We start from the raw sequence: 18,924 nt of genomic DNA on the forward strand, positions 1-18,924 counted from the left end.
TCACGGTACGCACCGCGTCACGCGCGTGCAGCCGGATGACAGACGAAGTCGACGCGACATGCGCACCGGCCGGGCCGGCGCTCACCGCATGCGTCGACGCCGCGATTCCGACGGCGGGCGGATGGTGCCGCGCTTCGTATTCCAACCATCATGGAGATAGCGCCCAGCCCCCGTCATGCGTTCAACTGCCCAACCCGATTCGGCGAGCCCCTCCGGCGCGCCCGTCCCAACGCCCTCCCTCCACCGCGCGCTGCAGGCGCGCCACCTGCGCATGATCGCGATCGGCGGCTCGATCGGCACCGGCCTGTTCGTCGCGTCCGGCGCGTCGATCTCGCAGGCCGGCCCCGGCGGCGCGATGCTCGCTTACGTGGTGATCGGCATGATGGTCTATTTCCTGATGACGAGCCTCGGCGAGATGGCCGCGTTCATGCCGGTGTCGGGCTCGTTCGCGACCTATGGCGCGAAATACGTCGACGAAGGCTTCGGCTTCGCGCTCGGCTGGAACTACTGGTACAGCTGGGCGGTGACGCTCGCGGTCGAGCTGGTCGCCGCGCAGCTCGTGATGCATTACTGGCTTCCGGACGTGCCCGGAATCTGGTGGAGCGCGCTCTTCCTCGCGCTGATCTTCGCGCTCAACGCGCTGTCGGTGCGCGGCTTCGGCGAGGCGGAATACTGGTTCGCGCTGATCAAGGTGCTGACGGTGCTCGCGTTCGTCGCGGTCGGCCTGCTGATGATCTTCGGCATCCTGAGAGGCGGGCCGAGCACCGGCTTGAGCAACTTCACGATCGGCGACGCGCCATTCGCGGGCGGCTGGCCCGCGATGCTCGGCGTCGCGATGATCGCGGGCTTCTCGTTCCAGGGCACCGAGATGATCGGCATCGCGGCCGGCGAGTCGGAGAATCCGCGCACGACGATCCCGCGCGCGGTGAGCCAGATCTTCTGGCGCATCCTGCTGTTCTACGTGCTGGCGATCTTCGTGATCGGCATGCTGATTCCCTATACCGACCCGAACCTGCTGAAGAGCGACGTGACCGACATCGGCGTCAGCCCGTTCACGCTGGTGTTCCGTCACGCCGGCCTCGCGTTCGCGGCGGGCGTGATGAATGCGGTGATCCTGACGGCGGTGCTGTCGGCGGGCAACTCCGGCATGTATGCGTCGACGCGCATGCTCTACAACCTCGCGGTGGAAGGCCGCGCGCCGAAGCTGTTCGCGAAGCTGTCGCCAGGCGGCGTGCCGCGCAACGCGCTGTATGCGACGACGGCGATTGGTGCGCTGTGTTTCCTGACCTCGCTGTACGGCGACAAGACGGTCTACCTGTGGCTGCTGAACACGTCGGGCATGGCAGGCTTCATCACGTGGCTCGGCATCGCGGTCACCCACTACCGCTTCCGCAAGGGCTTCATCAGGCAGGGCTACCGTCTCGAGCAGCTACCGTACCGCTCGAAGTGGTTTCCGTATGGCCCGTTCTTCGCGTTCGCGCTGTGCATGGTCGTCGCGCTCGGCCAGGACTACCAGGCGTTCGCCGCGGACAGGATCGACTGGGTCGGCGTAGCGGCAACCTACATCGGCATCCCGTTCTTCCTTGCGATCTGGATCGGCTATGCGGTGGTCCGCAAGTGCCGGCTCGTCCGCTATGAGGACATGGAGATCGCGCCGTGGATCGAGCGCGGCGCGATGCCGGAGCCGGCCGCCACGCACGGCGCCGGCCATCCGTCCTACGCTGTCCGGCGCGCGAATTCGGCGCCGGCGACGCCGGGCGCGTGACCCGGCGTGCCGCGCCGCCGCGCACCGAGGCCGGCGGCCGGCACCTTGCCGTAGATTCGACGCGACGCGCGCGTTCTGGCAGGATCGACGCGCGTCGCATGTTTTTCCGTCTTCATGAGTGATCGAACCGCATGCAGAACTACTACGAAGCCACCGTTTCCCGCCAACCCTACCCGCAGCTGTCCGGCACGACCGACACGCAGGTCTGCATCGTCGGCGGCGGGCTCGCGGGCCTGTGCACGGCGCTCGGGCTGGTCGAGCGCGGCGTGCGCGACGTCGTCGTGCTCGACAGCGAGCGGGTCGGCTTCGGCGCATCGGGCCGCAACGGCGGTTTCGTGTTCGGCGGCTACAGCCTCGACAACGCCGACCTGCTGCGCACGCTCGGCCCGACCGAGGCGCGCCGCCTGTACGGGCTGACGGTCGACGCGGTCGACCTGATCCGCGCGCGGATCGCGCGCTACGGCATCGCATGCGACATCGTCGATCGCGGCGTGATGCTCGCGAACTGGTTCGACGATCCCGCGCGGCTCGACGACGCGCGGCAATTGATGAAACGGGAATTCGGCGTCGAATGGGAGCCGGTCGATGCCGCCGCACTGCGCGAGCGCCTGAAGACCGCGCGCTACCACGGCGGCCTGTTCGAGCCCAACGCGTTCCATTTCCATCCGCTCAAGTACGTGCTCGGCGTCGCGGACGCCGCGACGCGCGGCGGCGCGCGCATCTTCGAGCAATCCGCCGCGCGCGCGATCGAGCGCGACGGCGCCGCGTTCGTCGTGCGCACGCCGCACGGAGCCGTGCGCGCGAAGGACGTCGTGTTCGCGGGCGGCGGCTATGCGCGCGGCGTGTCGCCCCGCATCGAGCGCGCGGTGCTGCCGATCGCAACCTACGTGATCGCGACTGAGCCGCTCGGCGCACGCCTCGCGGACGCGATCGACGCGCCGTATGCGGTCTACGACACGCGCTTCGCGTTCGACTATTACCGCCCGCTGCAGGACACGCGCGTGCTGTGGGGCGGCCGGATCTCGGTGCTCGACCGCGGCCCGGACGCGATCGCGCGGCTGCTCAAGCGCGACCTGGCGCGCGTGTATCCGCAACTGGCGGACGTGAAGGTCGACTATGCGTGGGGCGGGCTGATGAGCTACGCGCGGCACAAGATGCCGCAGATCGGACGCGATGCCGACGGCGTCTGGCACGCGATCGCGTTCGGCGGACACGGAATGGCGCCGACCACGGTGGCCGGCGAAGCGCTCGCCGCCGCGCTCGCCGAAAGCCGGCCCGTGCCGCAAGGCTTCGCGGCGTTCGGCCTGACCCGCACGTTCGGGCTTGCCGGGCTCGCCGCCGCGCAGCTCACCTACAGCGCGTACCAGGCCCGGGACGCCCTCGCCGCGCACCGCTGCAAAGCGGCCTGACACGGCCGTTCCGGCCTGCGGAATCGGGCCGGAACGGCACGCCCCACATGCTAGAATGCGCTGTCCAAGCCGCCGCGAAGAGCCACAATAACATCAGATGAAAACAGGAAGCAGGGGTGTCGCGCCCGACAGCCGCGCGGTTCCGTCCGATACGCGGCGCAAGTACGATCCCGAACAAACCAAGCGCAACATCCTCGACGTCGCCACGCAGGAATTTTCCGCGATGGGGCTCGCCGGCGCGCGTGTCGACGCGATCGCCGAGCGCACCAATACGACGAAGCGGATGCTCTACTACTACTTCGACAGCAAGGAAGGCCTGTACGAGGCCGTGCTGGAGAAGGTGTACGGCGACATCCGCGCACTGGAGCAGGAGCTGCACATCGGCGAGCTGGAGCCGGGCGCGGGCCTGCGCCGGCTGGTCGAGTTCACGTTTGACTATCACGACAAGCACCGCGATTTCGTTCGCCTCGTGTCGATCGAGAACATCCACGGCGCGAAGTATCTCGAACAGCTCAAGTCGTTCAAGAACCGCAACGTCAGCATCCTCAAGACCATCGAGGAACTGCTCGAGCGCGGCGCGGCCAGCGGCGCGTTCCGCAAGGACGTCGACGCGTACGACCTGCACCTGCTGATCAGCTCCTTCTGCTTCCACCGCGTGTCCAACCGCTACACGTTCGGCGCGGCGTTCGGCCGCGATCCGTCGTCGCCGCGCCTGCGCACGCGGCACCGCGACACGATCGTCGAAGCCGTGCTGCGGTACGTCGCGGCCTGAGCACCGCCATGCGGGCGATGCTTCATCAAGCGTGCGTCGCTGGCGAGCGCGTAGCAGGCATGGTTCAAGCCGTCACCTCCGGGCCAGGGCCAAACAGTGGCCTCGTGGCGTAGTAGCGGGCCCGGTCACAATAGACGCCGCGCGGGTCGTGCAGCGCGCATGGCCACGAAGTAAAGTGCGCGACCGAGTCGTGAACGTGTTCAGACAGCAGACCGTCGACCGCAGGCGGTAGGGCGGAGGGGATGTCCCACGCAGACAGGATGAGATCTTCATACGCAGTCCGCTTGCGTGGTTCGGGAGGCGGCCAGTCGCGATGACCATGACTGCCTTCGACCGGATGGCGCAGAAAGGCAACCCTTTGCACCAGCCGTCGCTGCTCGCCCAGTAACTGAATTGCCTGCTTCTCCGGGCTGGGCGGGACGGCATACGTCCATTCGCTCGGGTCACATTCGGGGTGATCCTGGTCAGTGGCCGCCGCGATGGCCTGACAAGCCGCCGCGGACACGCCGCGCTTGCCGTACAATTGTCCGAGCACGCGGGTGTCGTCGCCCCTTCGCGCGAGTCCGCCGCGCCACTGGAACAGCAGGCGCCGATGTGCCTGAATCAGTGCTTCGACTTCGGGCTTCACCGGGGGCAGGCTGTCCATGTAGTCCTGATACAGCGTCACTAGCGGCTCGTCCTCCGCGAGGAGAAAATGAATTTTCCGGTTTGCAAGAATTCTGTCGAGCGACCACAGCGGCACGCCGACCTCAAGCGCCGCCGCGTACATGTGACGTAGCGGGATACGCGAGAGCAGGTTGCTCCGGCCCTGTTCGTCCGGCGCATAACCACCGCCCACATCGGAGTGCACGCCGGGGTAGACCACTTCCTCGCAGTTGGCCGGATAGCTCCGGTTCACGCGCACCGAATCGAGCGGAAACGCCTGCCGTACTTCATGCGCGGCGACATAATGCACGCACCGCTCGACCTCGGGCGGAATTGCCAATTCGGCCCCCCAGTCCAGATGCAGGGCGGGGCCGCCCACGGACGCCACCGTGTCGAACAGGCCCATGAACGTGATGTGCAGCGGGATGCACTGCAGGTTACTCCCCACCCAGCACCGTTGACCGTCCCTGTCGACGCACTGTGAAAGCAGTTTCCGCGCGAACGCGCGCGCTTCGGTTGCGCCGCGCGAGAAGCCGAATACGGCGACGCTGATGGACGGCATGTGCCGATGCGAATCCGGTGTCCAGTCTTCCTTGAGGATCATTTTGAATTCGGCGATTGCCGCATCGATGCGCATGCGCCCTCCCGCGCCCAGACCCAGGCCCGCCGCTCCACCGGGATCGTCGCGTAGCAGCTCGGCGAAATAGCCGGGTATTCGACGGGGAATCTGGAACGGCGTGCCGACGCCGGGGATGTACCGTGGCGTGGCGCCTTGTCCCATCCGATTGTCCACCGCCGCCAGATAGAGCTTGGCCACGTTCGACAGCGCCTGCTCATGCTCGGGCTTCTGCAGCTCCTGATACAGATTGTTGCCGGTGCCATCGAAGAAGAAGCTGAGTTTCGGGTAAAAGCGGCACTGCATGCGAACCCGGGGATCGCTGGGAAATTCGGCGGCAAACCGCCGGCCGATCCCGCGTGTCGCGGCGCGGTTCAGTTCGGTGTCGCTCACGGGCGCGCCTGCCTGGCGTACGGTCATGTCGGATTCCTCGTGGTTGAGGGTTATTTCGTGGCGCAGCGTGTGCGACTGGTGGCGAACGCCAGCTCGGCCGTCTCGCGGTCGCGCAGGATCAGGCACAGGTAGCGGTCATCCTTCGCCGGGCCGCCCTGTGGGAAATGCACGACCATTGAATGGGGTTCGCGCGGTTTGAGCACGGCCTTCGTTTGCGGATCGAGTTCCGTGCCCCATGTCCAGCGCGCCGTGACCGGTTTGTTCCAGTCCTTGCTGCCCGGGTAGCAGCACGCCGCAGCACCACCGCCGTTGTTGTATGGATCAACGCCCCCCATCCCGTATTTGTCGACGGCCATGTTGATCGCCCAGCGATCCATATAGTTGATCGGGACCATCCACAGCGGGTGATCGCTGGCGAGCGGATCGTCGGGCAGTGGCGAACTGCCCGCGCAGGCGGATAGAGTGAGCAGCACACAGGCGGCAAGACGCCCGCTGATTCCCCGTGTCGCGGCGCGGTCCAGTTCAGTGTCGCTCACGGGCGCGCCCGCCTGGCGTACGGTCATGTCAGACTCCTCATGGTTGCGGGTTATTTCGTGGCGCAGTGGGACGCGACACGTGAGAACGCCAGCTCGGCCGTCTCGCGGTCGCGCAGGATCAAGCACAGATAGCGGTCATCCTTCGCGGGGCCGCCCGGCGGGAAATGCACGACCATTGAATGGGGTTCGCGCGGTTTGAGCACGGCCTTCGTTTGCGGATCGAGTTCCGTGCCCCATGTCCAGTGAGCCGTAACGGGTTTGCCCCAGTCCTTGCTGCCCGGGTAACAACAGGCGGCTGCCGAGCCGTCGTTGTGTGGACGTCCGCCCCCCATCCCGTATTTGTCGACGGCCATGTTGATTGCCCAGCGGTCGGTCTGGTTGATCGGGACCATCCACAGCGGGTGATCACTGGCGAGCGGATCGTCGGACAGCGGTGAACTGCCCGCGCAGGCGGACAGGGCGAGCAGCGCACAGGCGGCGAGACACCGACTGATCCCCCGTGTTACGGCGTGGTCCGGTTCGGCATCGCTCACGGTCGCACGGGTCTGGCGTACGGTCATGTCGGATTCCTTGGGGGTGCGGGTTATTTCGTGGCGCAGTGGGACGCGACACGTGAGAACGCCAGCTCGGCCGTCTCGCGGTCGCGCAGGATCAGGCACAGGTAGCGGTCATCCTTCGCGGGGCCGCCCGGCGGGAAATGCACGACCATTGAATGGGGTTCGGTTGGCGGCACAACCTTTGCCTTCGGATCGACTACCGTGTCCCACTCCCAGTGAACGGTGATGGGCTTGCTCCAGTCCCTGGGGCCGGGGTAACAGCACGCGGCGGCGCCACCACCATTGTGTGGATAAACGTCCCCCATCCCGTACCTGTCGACCGCCAGGTTGATGGCTCCGCGGTCGGTCTGATTGATCGGGACCATCCACAGCGGGTGATCGCTGGCGAGTGGATCGTCGGGCAGCGGTGAACTGCCCGCGCAAGCGGACAGGGCGAGCAGCGCACAGGCGGCAAGCCGCCGGCTGATCCCGCGTGTCGCGGTACGGTCCGGTTCAGTGTCGCTCACGGGCGCGCCCGCCTGGCGTATGGTCATGTCGGATTCCTTGGGGGTGCGGGTTATTTCGTGGCGCAGTGGGACGCGACACGTGAGAACGCCAGCTCGGCCGTCTCGCGGTCGCGCAGGATCAGGCACAGGTAGCGATCATCCTTCGCGGGGCCGCCCGGCGGGAAATGCACGACCATTGAATGGGGTTCGGTTGGCGGCACAACCTTTGTCTTCGGATCGACTACCGTGTCCCACTCCCAGTGAACGGTGACGGGCTTGCTCCAGTCAGCTGGGCTCGGGTAACAGCAGGCCGCTGCGCCGCCACTACCGTGGGGAGTAGCATTTCCCATCCCGTACCGGTCGACGGCCATGTTGACCGCCCAGCGGTCGGTCCGGTTGATCGGGACCATCCACAGCGGGTGATCGCTGGCGAGCGGATCGACGGACAGCGGTGAACTACCCGCACAGGCGGACAGGGCGAGCAGCGCACAGGCGGCAAGAGCGGCCGAGCAAAGCGCGGCGGATCGTGAGCAGGCGTTTCTCATGGCACGAGTTCCCTGTTTCAATGGAATTGTCACGCCGTAGCGTCCTGAAAACGGTGGCTGATGGATGCCGGCGAACCATGATTTGGATATCTAACGGCTCCGATCAAAAGGCGTCCGGAATCGGCCAAAGTCTTTCAATCGCCTTACTATACATGATTTCCGTCTAAAATTTTGGAATCCGTATTTTGATTGGCAATGCACGGATCTCGATCTGCAACGCGATGCGCTCGCAAAGGTGCCATCACCGGCTACCAGCGCGAATACCTGTACCGGCTGCCGGGCGCGTGCGCAGCCGACCGCGCCGGCGTCGAATTGATCGTCACGGAGGACGCGATCGATCTGCTGGCGACGAAACTGCGCACGCTATTGCAGATCCGGTTGCATCTGACACTCGCGTTTGAAGTGCGCTAGCGAACCGGCGAGAAGCCTGTTTCGGCTGCATTGGGTCGAATCGGTCCCGTCCCCGCAGCTTGACGACCGCGAGCCGACGCTCACGCGTTACGGCTATCGCGTCACGGACCTCATAGAGCAATTCGTCGCGAAACCGGCCGAGATCGAGGCGCTGTTCAGCAACTCGCTGGAACCGGAACAGGCAGCGACCTTGCGCGGCAGGATGCTGGTAGCCGGACGGCCGGTCTGAGTTCCGTCAGTGTCAGATAATGTGAACAGGTGGAGATGGCGTGTACGCACGACGGGCCGAATGCGAGCGCAGTGGCAGATAATCCGAGCACGCGCCCGCCGGCAGCCGCGGTTATTTCGAGCAGAAAACGCGGCCGATTTCAAGCACGCGCTCCGTGGATAGCAAGCAGCTACCCCTGGCGTCAGTCGCTGACGATCAGCTCGATCCCGCGCGCGCCCAGCGCGCGCAGCAGCGGCTCGTCGGGCTCGCGGTCCGTGACCAGATAGCGGGCTGCTTCCGTGCCGTTGATCCGCACCGGCGTCACGCGGCCGAATTTCGAATGATCGGCCACGACGATCACCGTGGCGCCCGCCGCGAGCATGCGGCTGCGCACCTCGGCCACGAGCCGCGAGTAATCGGTCAGCTCGCCGTCCGGCGTGATGCCGCCCGCGCCGACGAACGCGAAATCGACGTGGTACTGCGAAATCTGCTGGATCGTGTCGAGCCCGAACGTCGCATCCTCGTCGTCGGACAGCTCGCCGCCGAGCAGCGTCACGCGATTGCCGTTGCGGCGCGCGAGCACGAACGCGGTGCGCCAGTCGTTCGTGTAGACCGACAGCCGATGGCGATCGGCAAGCGCGAGCGCCACCGCATGCGGCGTGCTGCCGGAATCGATCAGCACCGACGCGCCGTCCGGCACGAACGCGGCCGCGCGCCGGCCGATCGCCCGCTTCGCGTCGGCGTTCGCCGCCTCGCGCTCCGACAGGCTCGGCTCACGGCGATCCGCGGCCAGCGCGCCGCCGTGCGTCATCACGAGCAGGCCGCGCGCCGCGAGCGCGTTCAGGTCGCGCCGCACCGTCTCGCGCGACACGTCGAGCGTGCGCACGAGTTCCGCCACCGACAAGGCGCCCGTTCTTCCGAGTTCCGACAGGATGTATTGGTGACGTTGTTCCGCGATCATCTCGGGCGGCAGGTTGATGAAGTAGCGCGCCATTTTAGTACGGCCGTTTGACAGCGGCATGCCAGCCGCACGCCGGCGAAATTCTGTGTTGCGCGAACAGCGCGAATCGGCGCGCGCCGGGTTGCTACACTCGCCGTTCCGTCGAACGCCGAAGACTCCAGGGGGCTTGAGCGATGTATCGCAAAGGCGTAGTGCTTGAAATCCAATTCCCACCCGAACGACTCAACGACGCCGCGGGCGATCCCTACTGGATCGACCTCACGCTCGACGAGGCCCGACGCCTGCATCAGCAACTGACCGCCCGCTTCGCCGCCGAGGCGAGCGCCAACCAGCCGCTCGACACCTTCTCGATCGACTGATTCGCTGCGCCCCGCGCGGGCGCGAGTGCAGGTGCAGGTGCAGGTGCAGGTGCAGGTGCAGGTGCAGGTGCAGGTGCAGGTGCAGGTGCAGGTGCAGGTGCAGGTGCAGTTTGCGACAAGACGGCGGCGGCGCACGGCGGGATACTGCCGGACTTCACGTCCTGTCCGGCCCGTGTCCGGCCGTTCCGCATGCTCAACCTGATCGTCGCCGCGGCGTTCGTCGCGCTCTGGTCCACCGGCTTCATCGTCGCGCGCGCGATCAAGCCTTACGCGGATCCCAATCTGTTCCTGCTCGCGCGCTTCGCCGGCACCGCACTATTGTTCGGCGCGTTCGCGCTGGCCGCGCGCGCGCCGTGGCCGGGCCGCCGCGAATGGGGCCGCCACCTGACCGCCGGCGCGCTGCTGCAGGGCGTGTATCTCGGCGCGAGCTACTGGGCGGTCGCCCAGGGCCTGAACGCGGGCGTGATGGCGCTGCTCGGCGCGTTGCAGCCGCTCGCGACCGCGGTGCTCGCCGTGCCGCTCTTCAACGAAAAACTGCCCGTGCGCGGCTGGCTCGGCATGCTGCTCGGGCTCGCGGGCGTCGCGCTCGTGCTGGCGCCGAAACTCGCGATCGGCATCGCCGCGCCGCCCGGCGCGGTGCCGGCATGGTTCGTCGTCGGGGTGTCGGTGCTGGCGGTCGCGTCGATCACCGCGGGATCGCTCTATCAGAAAGGCGCGCTCGCACAGACCGATCTGCGCACGGCCGTCGTCGCGCAGAATGCCGGGGCCGCGATCGTCGCCGCGCTCTTCGTCGGCGCGCTGCACGAGACGCGCTGGATCGGCGCGCCCGCACTGTGGGTATCGCTCGTCTGGGGCGTCGTGTTTCTGTCCGGCGGCGCCGTCACGATGCTGATGTGGATGCTCCGGCGCGGCAACGCCGCGCGCGCAACGTCGCTGCTGTTTCTCGCGCCGCCGCTCGCCGCCGTGCAGGGCTACCTGCTGTTCGGCGAGACGCTCACGCCACTGCAGATCGCCGGATTCGGCGTCGCGCTGGCCGGCGTGACGCTCGCGCGGCGCTAGCGCGGCGGCACGAAGCGGCGGTTGCGCTTATGATGGCCGACCGTATGCCGCTCCGGAGCCGCCCATGACATCTGCCGATTACGCCAGCCGCCAACATGCGATCATCACCGAGCTAAACGTCGAGCCACACTTCGACGCGCAAGCGGAGATCGCGCGCCGCGTCGATTTCCTCGCGCGCTACCTGCGTTCGACAGGCCTGCGGACCTACGTGCTCGGCATCAGTGGCGGCGTCGATTCGTCGACGGCCGGACGGCTCGCGCAGCTTTCGGTGGAACGCCTGCGCGCGGACGGCTACGACGCGCGCTTCGTGGCGATGCGTTTGCCGTACGGCGTGCAGCAGGACGAAGCCGATGCGCAGCGCGCGCTCGCGTTCATCTGTGCGGACGAAACGCTGACCGTCGACGTAAAGCCGGCCGCCGACGCGATGCTCGATACCCTGCTGACCGGCGGTCTGACGTTCGCCGATCACGCGCAGCAGGATTTCGTGCACGGCAACGTCAAGGCGCGCGAGCGCATGATCGCGCAGTACGCGGTAGCGGGCGCGCGGCGTGGAATCGTGATCGGCACTGATCACGCAGCCGAATCCCTGATGGGCTTCTTCACGAAATTCGGCGATGGCGGCGCGGACGTCTTGCCGCTCGCGGGGCTGAACAAGCGGCGCGTGCGCGCGGTGGCACGCGCGCTGGGCGGCGATGACGCACTCGCAATGAAAGTCCCGACCGCCGATCTCGAAACGCTGCGCCCGCTGCGGCCCGACGAGCACGCGTACGGTGTCACCTACGACGAGATCGACGACTTCCTCGAAGGCAAGCCCGTCAGCGACAACGTCTACGAAACGGTGCTGCGCTTCTATGACGGCTCGCTGCACAAACGCGCGCTGCCTTACACACCGTTCGACTGGAGCATGCCGCAGCGCTGACGGCGCTCGCCCGGTGCGGCGGCACGCCGCCATCGCCCGCCGGCGTCTCAGTCCAGCGACAGGCGCAACGCAAAACCGATCAGCGCCGCGGAAAACGTCCAGCGCTGCACGGTCTGGGCGAGCGGGTGGGCGCGCATCCACGACGCGATCCGCGACGCGCCGAACACGCAGGCCAGATCGAAGCATGCGCCCGCGGCCACCAGCAGCGCGCCCAGTTCGAGCATCTGCACGACGACCGGCCCCGCCTCGGGCCGCACGAACTGCGGCAGCAGCACCGAGCAGAACAGCAGCGCCTTCGGGTTCAGCAGGTTGGTCAGCAGCCCCTTGACGAAGGCCTGCCGCAATTCGCCGCTCGCGTCCGCCCGGACATCGCCCGGCAGCGCGAACACGGGCGAGCGGAATACCTGGATCGCGACATACGCCAGATACATCGCACCGCCGTAGCGGATCACTTCGTAGAGCCACGGCGCGCTGCGGATCAGCGCGGCGACGCCGCACGCCGACAGCGTCACGTGCGCGCTGCGGGCGAGCCCGAGGCCGGCCGCCGCCGCCATCCCCGGCCGCACGCCGCGGCCGATGCTGGTCTGCAGCACCAGCGCCATGTCCGGGCCGGGCACCGCGTAGATCGCCGCGAGCGCCGCCAGATAGATCAACAACAGATGCGTGGAAATCATGTTCGCCTCGTCCTTCAACGGCGATATGGTGCCGTCAACGGACGAGGGATTATTGGCCTTTTTGGCTTGACGGCTGTTCATGGCGAGCGGATTCCGCCAAAATCTATCTGTTTACATCGACTTTCCGCCGCCATGCCCGATCTCGACAAAACCGACCGCGCGATTCTCGCCGCGCTGCAGCTCGACGGCCGCATGCCGATCGCGCGCCTCGCCGACACCGTGGGCCTGTCCGAGACCCCGTGCGCGCGGCGCCTGAAGCGCCTCGAAAACGACGGCTACATCGAGCGCTACCGCGCGCAGCTGTCGCGCAAGGCGCTCGGCTTCGGCGTGGTCGCGTTCGTGCTGGTGCGTTTCGCGGTGCATGACCGCGGGGTCGCGAATCGCTTCGAGCGGGAAGTCCTCGGTATCGAGCGCATCCTGTCGTGCCACAACGTGTCGGGCACGGCCGATTACCTGCTGCAGGTCGTCGCCCACGATCTCGACGACTACGGCACGTTCCTGCGCGAATCGCTGCGCGTGCTGCCCGGCGTGACGTCGATCGAATCGGCGCTGTCGCTGCGCGAAGTCAAGCGCGAGGCGGGCCTGCCGATTCCGTGACCGCCCCGGACGCGTCCGGCGGCTGGTGCGCGCGCGCCAGGTCCTCCAGGAACGCCTGCACGATCGGATTGCCGCGCGCGCGCCGGGCGACGACCATGTGAAACGTGACGTCGTAGCGCAGGCGGTCCGGATTGAGCGGCGCGAGCAGGCCTTGCGCGACATACGGCGCGGCGAAGTGCTTCGGCAGGTAGCCGAGGTGGTGTCCGGACAGGATCAGCAACGCGACGGCTTCCATGTTGTCGGCGGTCGCCGTCACGCGATCGGGCGTCGTCGACATCTGCGCTTCAGGCAGCGGATACGAGCGCCACGCCCATTCGAAGCCGGCCGCGTCGGCGGCCGTCAGCGCGCCGGCCCGCGCGAACAGCGGATGCCCGCGGCCGCAATACGCGACCTGCCGCTCGATGAACAGCGGCGTGTAGTGCAGCGCGGGCACGCGATGCCAGAAATACCCGACCGCGATCTGGATCTCATCGTTGAGCAGGCGCTCCTCGAGGTCGCCCGGCGGCCGCACCGAGATCGAGAAGCGCACCGCCTCGTCCCGCGTGCGAAACGCCGCGATCGCCTCGGCGATCCGCGCGTTCTGGCTGATCGGCGTATGGCCGATCAGGCCAATGGCGAGCGACCCGACGAGCTGCCGGTCCATATGGCGCGCCGCGATGCCGAAATCGTCGAGCGCGCTCAACAGCTTGCGGCTCATGTCGTGAAAGCGCTCGCCCTTCGGCGTCAGCCTGAAACCGCCGCGGCCGCGCTCGCAGAGCCGGTAGCCGAGGCGGGTCTCCAGCGACGACAGCTGCGCGCTGATCGTCGATTGCCCGACGTTGAGCACCGCCTGGGCAGCCGAGACGCCGCCCGCGTCCGTGACCGCGAGGAACACGCGGATCAGCCGCAGATCGAGCGTCGACAGATTTCCCAGCACGTTCCCCTCCTTCGATACATCGATACGGATCGATGTTTGCGTCGACATTTTCGCATTCTTTTTTCACGCATGTGCGCGTACAACTGTGCGTCAGGCCGCGTCGAACGATACGGCAACCTACAAGGAAGAGACGCCCCATGAACGCACAGAACCATTTCCAGCCGCTCGGCGGCAACGAGATGCCGCGCTGCGGCGGCATCGCGACGATGATGCGCCTGCCGCACGTGCAGACGGCCGAAGGCCTCGACGCCTGCTTCGTCGGCGTGCCGTTCGACCTCGGCACGTCGAACCGCACCGGCGCGCGCTTCGGCCCGCGCCAGATCCGGACCGAATCGGTGCTGCTGCGCCCGTACAACATGGCGACGCGCGCCGCGCCGTTCGACTCGCTGCAGGTCGCGGACATCGGCGACGTCGCGATCAACCCGTACAACCTGCACGATTCGATCGCGCGCATCGAATCCGCGTACGACGCGATCCTCGTGCATGGCTGCAAGCCGATCACGCTCGGCGGCGACCACACGATCGCGTTGCCGATCCTGCGCGCGATCCACCGCCAGCACGGCAAGGTCGCATTGATCCACGTCGATGCGCATGCGGATGTCAACGACACGATGATGGGCGAAAAGATCGCGCACGGCACGCCGTTCCGCCGCGCGGTCGAGGAAGGGCTGCTCGACTGCTCGAAGGTCGTGCAGATCGGCCTGCGCGGCACGGGCTACGCCGCGGAAGATTTCGACTGGTGCCGCCAGCAGGGCTTCCGGGTGGTCCAGGCGGAAACCTGCTGGAACCAGTCGCTCGCGCCGCTGATGGCGGAAGTGCGTGAACAGATCGGCGACACGCCGGTCTATATCAGCTTCGACATCGACGGCATCGACCCGGCCTACGCGCCCGGCACCGGCACCCCGGAAATCGCCGGGCTGACGGTCCCGCAGGCGCTCGAGATCGTGCGCGGCGCGCACGGCCTGAACATCGTCGGCTGCGATCTGGTCGAAGTCGCGCCGCCGTACGATCCGTTCGGCACCACCGCGCTGCTCGGCGCGAATCTCGCGTACGAGCTGCTGTGCGTGCTGCCCGGCGTCGCGTACCGCGACTGATCCCGATAACAATTCCAACGGATTCGAGAGGAGCCGATCATATGGAGACTTCCGTCAAGCAACCCAAGCGCGCGGCACTCGCGTCGTTCGTCGGCACCACGATCGAGTGGTACGACTTCTATAGCTACGCGACCGCCGCGGCCATCGTGTTCGGGCCGTTGTTCTTCCCCGGCGAGAACCGCTTCATCAGCCTGCTCGCATCGTTCGGCTCGTTCGCGGTCGGTTTCTTCGCGCGGCCGCTCGGCGGCGTGATGTTCGGCTACCTCGGCGACCGTTTCGGGCGCAAGCGCTCGCTGCTCGCGACCCTGATGCTGATGGCGATCTCGACCGTCGCGATCGGCCTGTTGCCGACTTACGCGCAAGCGGGCGTGATCGCGCCGGCCCTGCTGGTGCTGATGCGCGTGCTGCAAGGCATTGCGGTCGGCGGCGAATGGGGCGGTGCGGTGCTGCTCGCAGGCGAGCATGCGCCGGAAGGCAAGCGCACGTTCTTCGCGTCGTTCGCGCAGCTGGGCAGCGCGAGCGGCCTGATCCTGTCGATGCTCGCGTTCGGCGCGATCAGCACGCTGCCGAAGGACGACCTAATGAACTGGGGCTGGCGCGTTCCGTTCCTCGCGAGCGCGGTGCTGCTCGTCGTCGGTTTCGTGATTCGTGCAAGCGTGTCCGAGTCGCCGGAGTTCGAGGAAGTCCGCAAGAGCGGCGACATCGTGCAGAACCCGGTGCGCGAAGCGATGAAGTACTGGCCGCTGCTGCTGCTCGCGATCGGCGCGAATGTCTACGGGATCGCCGGCGTGTATTTCAGCAACATCTTCATGATCAGCTACGCGACGCAGTTCCTGTCGCTCGACCGGTCGATGGTGCTGCAATGCATGACGATCGTCGCGGTACTGCAGTTCGTCGTGCAGCTCACTGCCGCGTTCCTCGCGCAGCGTTTCGGCACGACGCGCGTGCTGCTGATCACCGGCGCATGGGCCGCGATCGTGCCGTTCGTGATGCTGCCGCTGGTACATGTGGGCACGCCGCTGTCGGTCACGCTCGGCGTCGGCCTCGCAACGCTCGCCGAATCCGGCTACTACGCGGTGGTCGCCGGTTTCGTCAGCGGCATCTTCGTCGCACGCATCCGCTACACGGCCATCTCGATCGCGTACCAGGTGTGCGGTGCGCTGGCCGGCGGCCTGACGCCGCTCGTCGCGACGGTGATCGCGCAGAACGCCGCGCCGCAATGGTGGCCGCTCGCACTGCAGTACACGAGTGCCGCAATCCTGTCGTCGGTGTGCGTGTGGCTGATCGCGCGACGCGTCGGCGATGTGGACGATACCGGTGCAGCCCGCGCCACGGCCGAGCCGCTGCCGCGCGACGCACGCACCGCGTAAATACGTACAGCGGGGCGGCGGCCAGCCGCCCCGCTCATCCGCGCCCGCCCCGGCTGACGGGTTTCTCGCACCGCCCGCCGCATCCACACAAAATGATTCGTCTGCCCGTCGTGGCCCGCCGGGACAGGCCGGCGTGCGTCGGTCGATTCGACGCGCGCGCCCAGGAGACAGGACTCTCATGAATCGCCCCGACGCCATCGAGCTCGCCCGCGCCGAAGCGGGCGGCCCCGCGATCGAGCACCGCTCGATCGACTACGTTCCCGAAAGCGAACGCCACGCCAGACTGGCAAGCCAGGGCCCGTTCTGGTTTCTCGGAAATTTTCATTTCTTCACGATTTCGATCGGCTTCGTCGGCCCGGGCATGGGACTTTCTGCTGGCTGGACCACGCTCGCGGGCGCGCTCGGCATCATGTTCGGCACCCTCTTCATGGCATTCCACGGCTCGCAGGGGCCGGAAATGGGGCTGCCGCAGATGATCCAGTCGCGCGCGCAGTTCGGCTATCGCGGCGTGATCGTCGCGCTGCTCGCGACGTTGTTCGTATTTGTCGGTTTCAACGTCGTCAACGTATCGCTGATGGTCGATGGCGTGCACAACGTGTTCGGGATCGATGGCACATTCGTCGCCGTCGCCGCCGTCACGATCGGCGCGCTGCTCGCGATCTACGGCCACGACCTGATGCACAAGACGTTCACGTGGGCGCTGATCGCGACGCTGCCGCTCTACGCGCTCGTCACCCTCGCGCTTGCCTTCGGCCATGCGGCGCCGGCTGGCACGGCCGCCGCACCGGCGGCGGCGCCGGGCTTCAACTGGATCGCCTTCGCGACACAGTTCGCGATCGCGGCGAGCTACAACATCTCGTACGCGCCCTACGTGTCCGACTATTCGCGCTACCTGCCGAAGCACACGAGCCGCGCGAAGCTGATCGCGGTGATCTTCGCCGGCGCATCGCTGTCGGGCACTTGGATGATCGGGCTTGGCGCATGGCTCGCGCAGAAGCTGCATGCGGCCGACGCGCTGGTGGCGATGAACCAGGTCGGCGCATCGCTGGTGCCCGGCCTCGGCAAGCTGATCGCGATCGTGTCGCTCGTCGGCTTCCTGCCGATCATCGCGCTCAATGCGTACAGCGCGATGCTGACCGTGCTGACGGGCATCGATTCGATCATGCCGATCCGGCCGTCCCGTCGCGCGCGCGTCGCCGCGATCGTCGCGATCAGCACGTTCGTGCTGGGCTGCGTGTTCGCGATCCGCGGCAACGGCATCGCACTGCTGCAGACGTTCCTGACGCTGATGCTCTACTTCCTCGTGCCGTGGACCGCGGTGAATCTCGTCGACTACTTCTTCGTGCGACGCGGCCATTATGCGATCGCGCACTTCTTCACACCGCACGGCCTGTACGGCAGGTGGCAAGCGCGCGGGATCGCCGCATACCTGATCGGCTTCGCGGCGATGGTGCCGTTCTTCTACGTGTTCGACGCCGAAGCGAACCGCGAGGTGTTCGTCGGGCCGTTCGCACGTCTGCTCGGCGGCGTCGACGTCGCGTGGCTCGTCGGCCTGATCGCCGCGGGCGGCGTGTACGGGCTGCTGTCGCGCTCGCTCGATCTCGACCGCGAGCGGCGCGTGATCGACGAAACGCCCGCGCCCGGCACGCTCGTTAGCACGGCAACGCAGGGAGACGCACGATGAACGGCCCGCGCATTCGCCTCGTCCAGTCGGAACTGAAGGACGGCGACGTCGCCGGCAACCTCGCGAAAGCGCTCGCGATCATCGCGGCCTCGCGCGACGAAACCGACCTTGTCGTGTTTTCGGAAACGTATTCGTGCGGCTTCCCGACGCCAGACAATGTTGCCCGGCTGGCCGAGCCGCTCGACGGGCCGTCCGTGACCGCCGTGCGCGATGCCGCACGCGAAGCGGGCGTGAGCGTCGCATTCGGCTTCGCGGAACGCGAAGGTGGGCGCTACTTCAACACCGCGCTGCTGATCGACGCGAACGGCGACGTGCTGCTGCGGTACCGGAAGACGTATCTGTACGAATCCGATCTCGGCGTATTCGAGGCGGGCGGCGCGTTTCCGGTCTGCGCGTGGCGCGGGATGACGGTCGGCCTGCTGATCTGCTTCGATCTCGAATTTCCGGAGACGGCACGCGCGCTTGCGCATGCGGGCGCCGAGCTGATCGTGATCCTCGACGGGATGATGAATCCTTACGGCGGCGTACATCGTCAGATGATTCCGGTGCGTGCGCTGGAGAACCAGGTCTACGTCGCGATGGCGAACCGGGTCGGTTCCGGCGATCGCTATACGTTCAGCGGCACGAGCCTCGTCGCGGCGCCCGATGGTTCATGTGTCGCCGTCGCGCCCGGCGATCGCGAGGCGCTCGTCGACGCGTCGCTCGACCCAGCGGCGCTCGTCGACGCACGGACGGCGTTCCGTTACGTCGACCTGGCCGCGGTGCCGCTCGGAGCAGTGCGGCGTCCCGCTTGAACGGGATGCATTGCACGCGCGCCGGTGTCGCACTGCTCGACGGCATCGTCTGCCGGGTAAGGTCACTCGGTGCAGGCGGGCCGGCAGCGCGTTCGATGAACGTTTCCCGGCCGCAAATGCAAAAACCCCCGCCTGGTCGGGCGGGGGTTTCTGGC

General features: G+C 67.2%; 21 protein-coding genes. 13 read left to right on the forward strand and 8 right to left on the reverse strand.

Going from position 1 to position 18,924, the window contains the following annotated elements; genetic code table 11:
- The first annotated feature begins 175 nt into the window (after window positions 1–175).
- The 3 genes from LIG30_RS16755 to LIG30_RS16765 all read left to right on the forward strand — a co-directional run bounded on the left by LIG30_RS16755 (window position 176) and on the right by LIG30_RS16765 (window position 3,946).
- Entirely contained in the window at window positions 176–1,765 is a 1,590-nt protein-coding gene (locus LIG30_RS16755; RefSeq protein ID WP_038713709.1) for an amino acid permease, read from the forward strand.
- 131 nt (window positions 1,766–1,896) lie between these two features.
- A complete protein-coding gene (locus tag LIG30_RS16760) occupies window positions 1,897–3,174 on the forward strand; it encodes an NAD(P)/FAD-dependent oxidoreductase (RefSeq protein WP_038713710.1) in 1,278 nt (425 codons plus the stop codon).
- 97 nt (window positions 3,175–3,271) lie between these two features.
- A complete protein-coding gene (locus LIG30_RS16765; RefSeq protein WP_038713711.1) occupies window positions 3,272–3,946 on the forward strand; it encodes a TetR family transcriptional regulator in 675 nt (224 codons plus the stop codon).
- 64 nt (window positions 3,947–4,010) lie between these two features.
- On the opposite strand, the gene LIG30_RS16770 is transcribed toward LIG30_RS16765, so the two are convergent.
- Genes LIG30_RS16770 through LIG30_RS16790 form a run of 5 tightly spaced genes read right to left on the reverse strand, consistent with a single transcriptional unit; the run spans window position 4,011 to window position 7,723 of the window.
- On the reverse strand, window positions 4,011–5,627 hold the full coding sequence (locus LIG30_RS16770) for a T6SS phospholipase effector Tle1-like catalytic domain-containing protein (RefSeq protein WP_038713712.1): 1,617 nt from the start codon (window positions 5,625–5,627) through the stop codon (window positions 4,011–4,013).
- A 23-nt stretch (window positions 5,628–5,650) separates the two neighbouring features.
- On the reverse strand, window positions 5,651–6,163 hold the full coding sequence (locus tag LIG30_RS16775) for a DUF3304 domain-containing protein (protein ID WP_083494068.1): 513 nt from the start codon (window positions 6,161–6,163) through the stop codon (window positions 5,651–5,653).
- 23 nt (window positions 6,164–6,186) lie between these two features.
- Window positions 6,187–6,696, reverse strand: coding sequence for a hypothetical protein (locus LIG30_RS16780; RefSeq protein ID WP_235510324.1), 510 nt, complete (start codon window positions 6,694–6,696; stop codon window positions 6,187–6,189).
- Between the two features lie 23 nt (window positions 6,697–6,719).
- On the reverse strand, window positions 6,720–7,226 hold the full coding sequence (locus tag LIG30_RS16785) for a DUF3304 domain-containing protein (RefSeq protein WP_083494069.1): 507 nt from the start codon (window positions 7,224–7,226) through the stop codon (window positions 6,720–6,722).
- A 23-nt stretch (window positions 7,227–7,249) separates the two neighbouring features.
- Window positions 7,250–7,723: a DUF3304 domain-containing protein gene (locus tag LIG30_RS16790; protein ID WP_051995057.1), complete on the reverse strand. Its 474-nt coding sequence runs from the start codon at window positions 7,721–7,723 to the stop codon at window positions 7,250–7,252.
- 195 nt (window positions 7,724–7,918) lie between these two features.
- Between LIG30_RS16790 and LIG30_RS26460 the strand changes: the two genes are divergently transcribed.
- Both LIG30_RS26460 and LIG30_RS27300 read left to right on the forward strand, forming a co-directional pair.
- Entirely contained in the window at window positions 7,919–8,134 is a 216-nt protein-coding gene (locus LIG30_RS26460; RefSeq protein ID WP_152986125.1) for a hypothetical protein, read from the forward strand.
- Window positions 8,121–8,363 carry a phosphoribulokinase gene (locus tag LIG30_RS27300; protein WP_235510325.1) on the forward strand — a complete coding sequence of 81 codons (243 nt, stop codon included), beginning with the start codon at window positions 8,121–8,123 and terminating at the stop codon, window positions 8,361–8,363. Before LIG30_RS26460 ends, LIG30_RS27300 begins: the two co-directional genes overlap by 14 nt.
- A gap of 181 nt (window positions 8,364–8,544) precedes the next feature.
- Here LIG30_RS27300 and LIG30_RS16800 read toward each other — a convergent pair whose 3' ends face one another.
- Entirely contained in the window at window positions 8,545–9,303 is a 759-nt protein-coding gene (locus LIG30_RS16800) for a DeoR/GlpR family DNA-binding transcription regulator (protein WP_038713755.1), read from the reverse strand.
- A 173-nt stretch (window positions 9,304–9,476) separates the two neighbouring features.
- Between LIG30_RS16800 and LIG30_RS16805 the strand changes: the two genes are divergently transcribed.
- From LIG30_RS16805 to nadE, 3 genes are all read left to right on the forward strand, one after another.
- Window positions 9,477–9,662, forward strand: a complete 186-nt coding sequence (locus tag LIG30_RS16805; RefSeq protein WP_038713713.1) for a hypothetical protein — start codon at window positions 9,477–9,479, stop codon at window positions 9,660–9,662.
- 189 nt (window positions 9,663–9,851) lie between these two features.
- Window positions 9,852–10,721: a DMT family transporter gene (locus LIG30_RS16810; RefSeq protein WP_038713714.1), complete on the forward strand. Its 870-nt coding sequence runs from the start codon at window positions 9,852–9,854 to the stop codon at window positions 10,719–10,721.
- A gap of 64 nt (window positions 10,722–10,785) precedes the next feature.
- Window positions 10,786–11,640: an ammonia-dependent NAD(+) synthetase gene (gene nadE / locus LIG30_RS16815; RefSeq protein WP_038713715.1), complete on the forward strand. Its 855-nt coding sequence runs from the start codon at window positions 10,786–10,788 to the stop codon at window positions 11,638–11,640.
- Window positions 11,641–11,687: 47 nt separating this feature from the next.
- Here the strand turns inward: nadE and LIG30_RS16820 are convergent, their stop codons facing one another.
- Entirely contained in the window at window positions 11,688–12,314 is a 627-nt protein-coding gene (locus tag LIG30_RS16820) for a LysE family translocator (protein WP_038713756.1), read from the reverse strand.
- Between the two features lie 132 nt (window positions 12,315–12,446).
- On the opposite strand from LIG30_RS16820, the gene LIG30_RS16825 reads away from it, so the two are divergent.
- A complete protein-coding gene (locus tag LIG30_RS16825) occupies window positions 12,447–12,911 on the forward strand; it encodes an Lrp/AsnC family transcriptional regulator (protein WP_038713716.1) in 465 nt (154 codons plus the stop codon).
- Here LIG30_RS16825 and LIG30_RS16830 read toward each other — a convergent pair.
- A complete protein-coding gene (locus LIG30_RS16830) occupies window positions 12,880–13,827 on the reverse strand; it encodes a LysR family transcriptional regulator (protein WP_051995062.1) in 948 nt (315 codons plus the stop codon). The genes LIG30_RS16825 and LIG30_RS16830 overlap by 32 nt on opposite strands.
- 137 nt (window positions 13,828–13,964) lie before the next feature.
- Between LIG30_RS16830 and speB the strand changes: the two genes are divergently transcribed.
- The 4 genes from speB to LIG30_RS16850 all read left to right on the forward strand — a co-directional run bounded on the left by speB (window position 13,965) and on the right by LIG30_RS16850 (window position 18,769).
- Window positions 13,965–14,921: an agmatinase gene (gene speB, locus LIG30_RS16835; RefSeq protein ID WP_038713717.1), complete on the forward strand. Its 957-nt coding sequence runs from the start codon at window positions 13,965–13,967 to the stop codon at window positions 14,919–14,921.
- 41 nt (window positions 14,922–14,962) lie between these two features.
- Window positions 14,963–16,291, forward strand: a complete 1,329-nt coding sequence (locus LIG30_RS16840) for an MFS transporter (RefSeq protein WP_038713718.1) — start codon at window positions 14,963–14,965, stop codon at window positions 16,289–16,291.
- 178 nt (window positions 16,292–16,469) lie between these two features.
- Window positions 16,470–17,975: a purine-cytosine permease family protein gene (locus LIG30_RS16845; RefSeq protein ID WP_038713719.1), complete on the forward strand. Its 1,506-nt coding sequence runs from the start codon at window positions 16,470–16,472 to the stop codon at window positions 17,973–17,975.
- Entirely contained in the window at window positions 17,972–18,769 is a 798-nt protein-coding gene (locus tag LIG30_RS16850; RefSeq protein WP_038713720.1) for a carbon-nitrogen hydrolase family protein, read from the forward strand. Before LIG30_RS16845 ends, LIG30_RS16850 begins: the two co-directional genes overlap by 4 nt.
- The last annotated feature ends 155 nt before the right edge of the window (window positions 18,770–18,924 follow it).

This window comes from Burkholderia sp. lig30 (assembly GCF_000687455.2).
GTDB lineage: Bacteria > Pseudomonadota > Gammaproteobacteria > Burkholderiales > Burkholderiaceae > Burkholderia.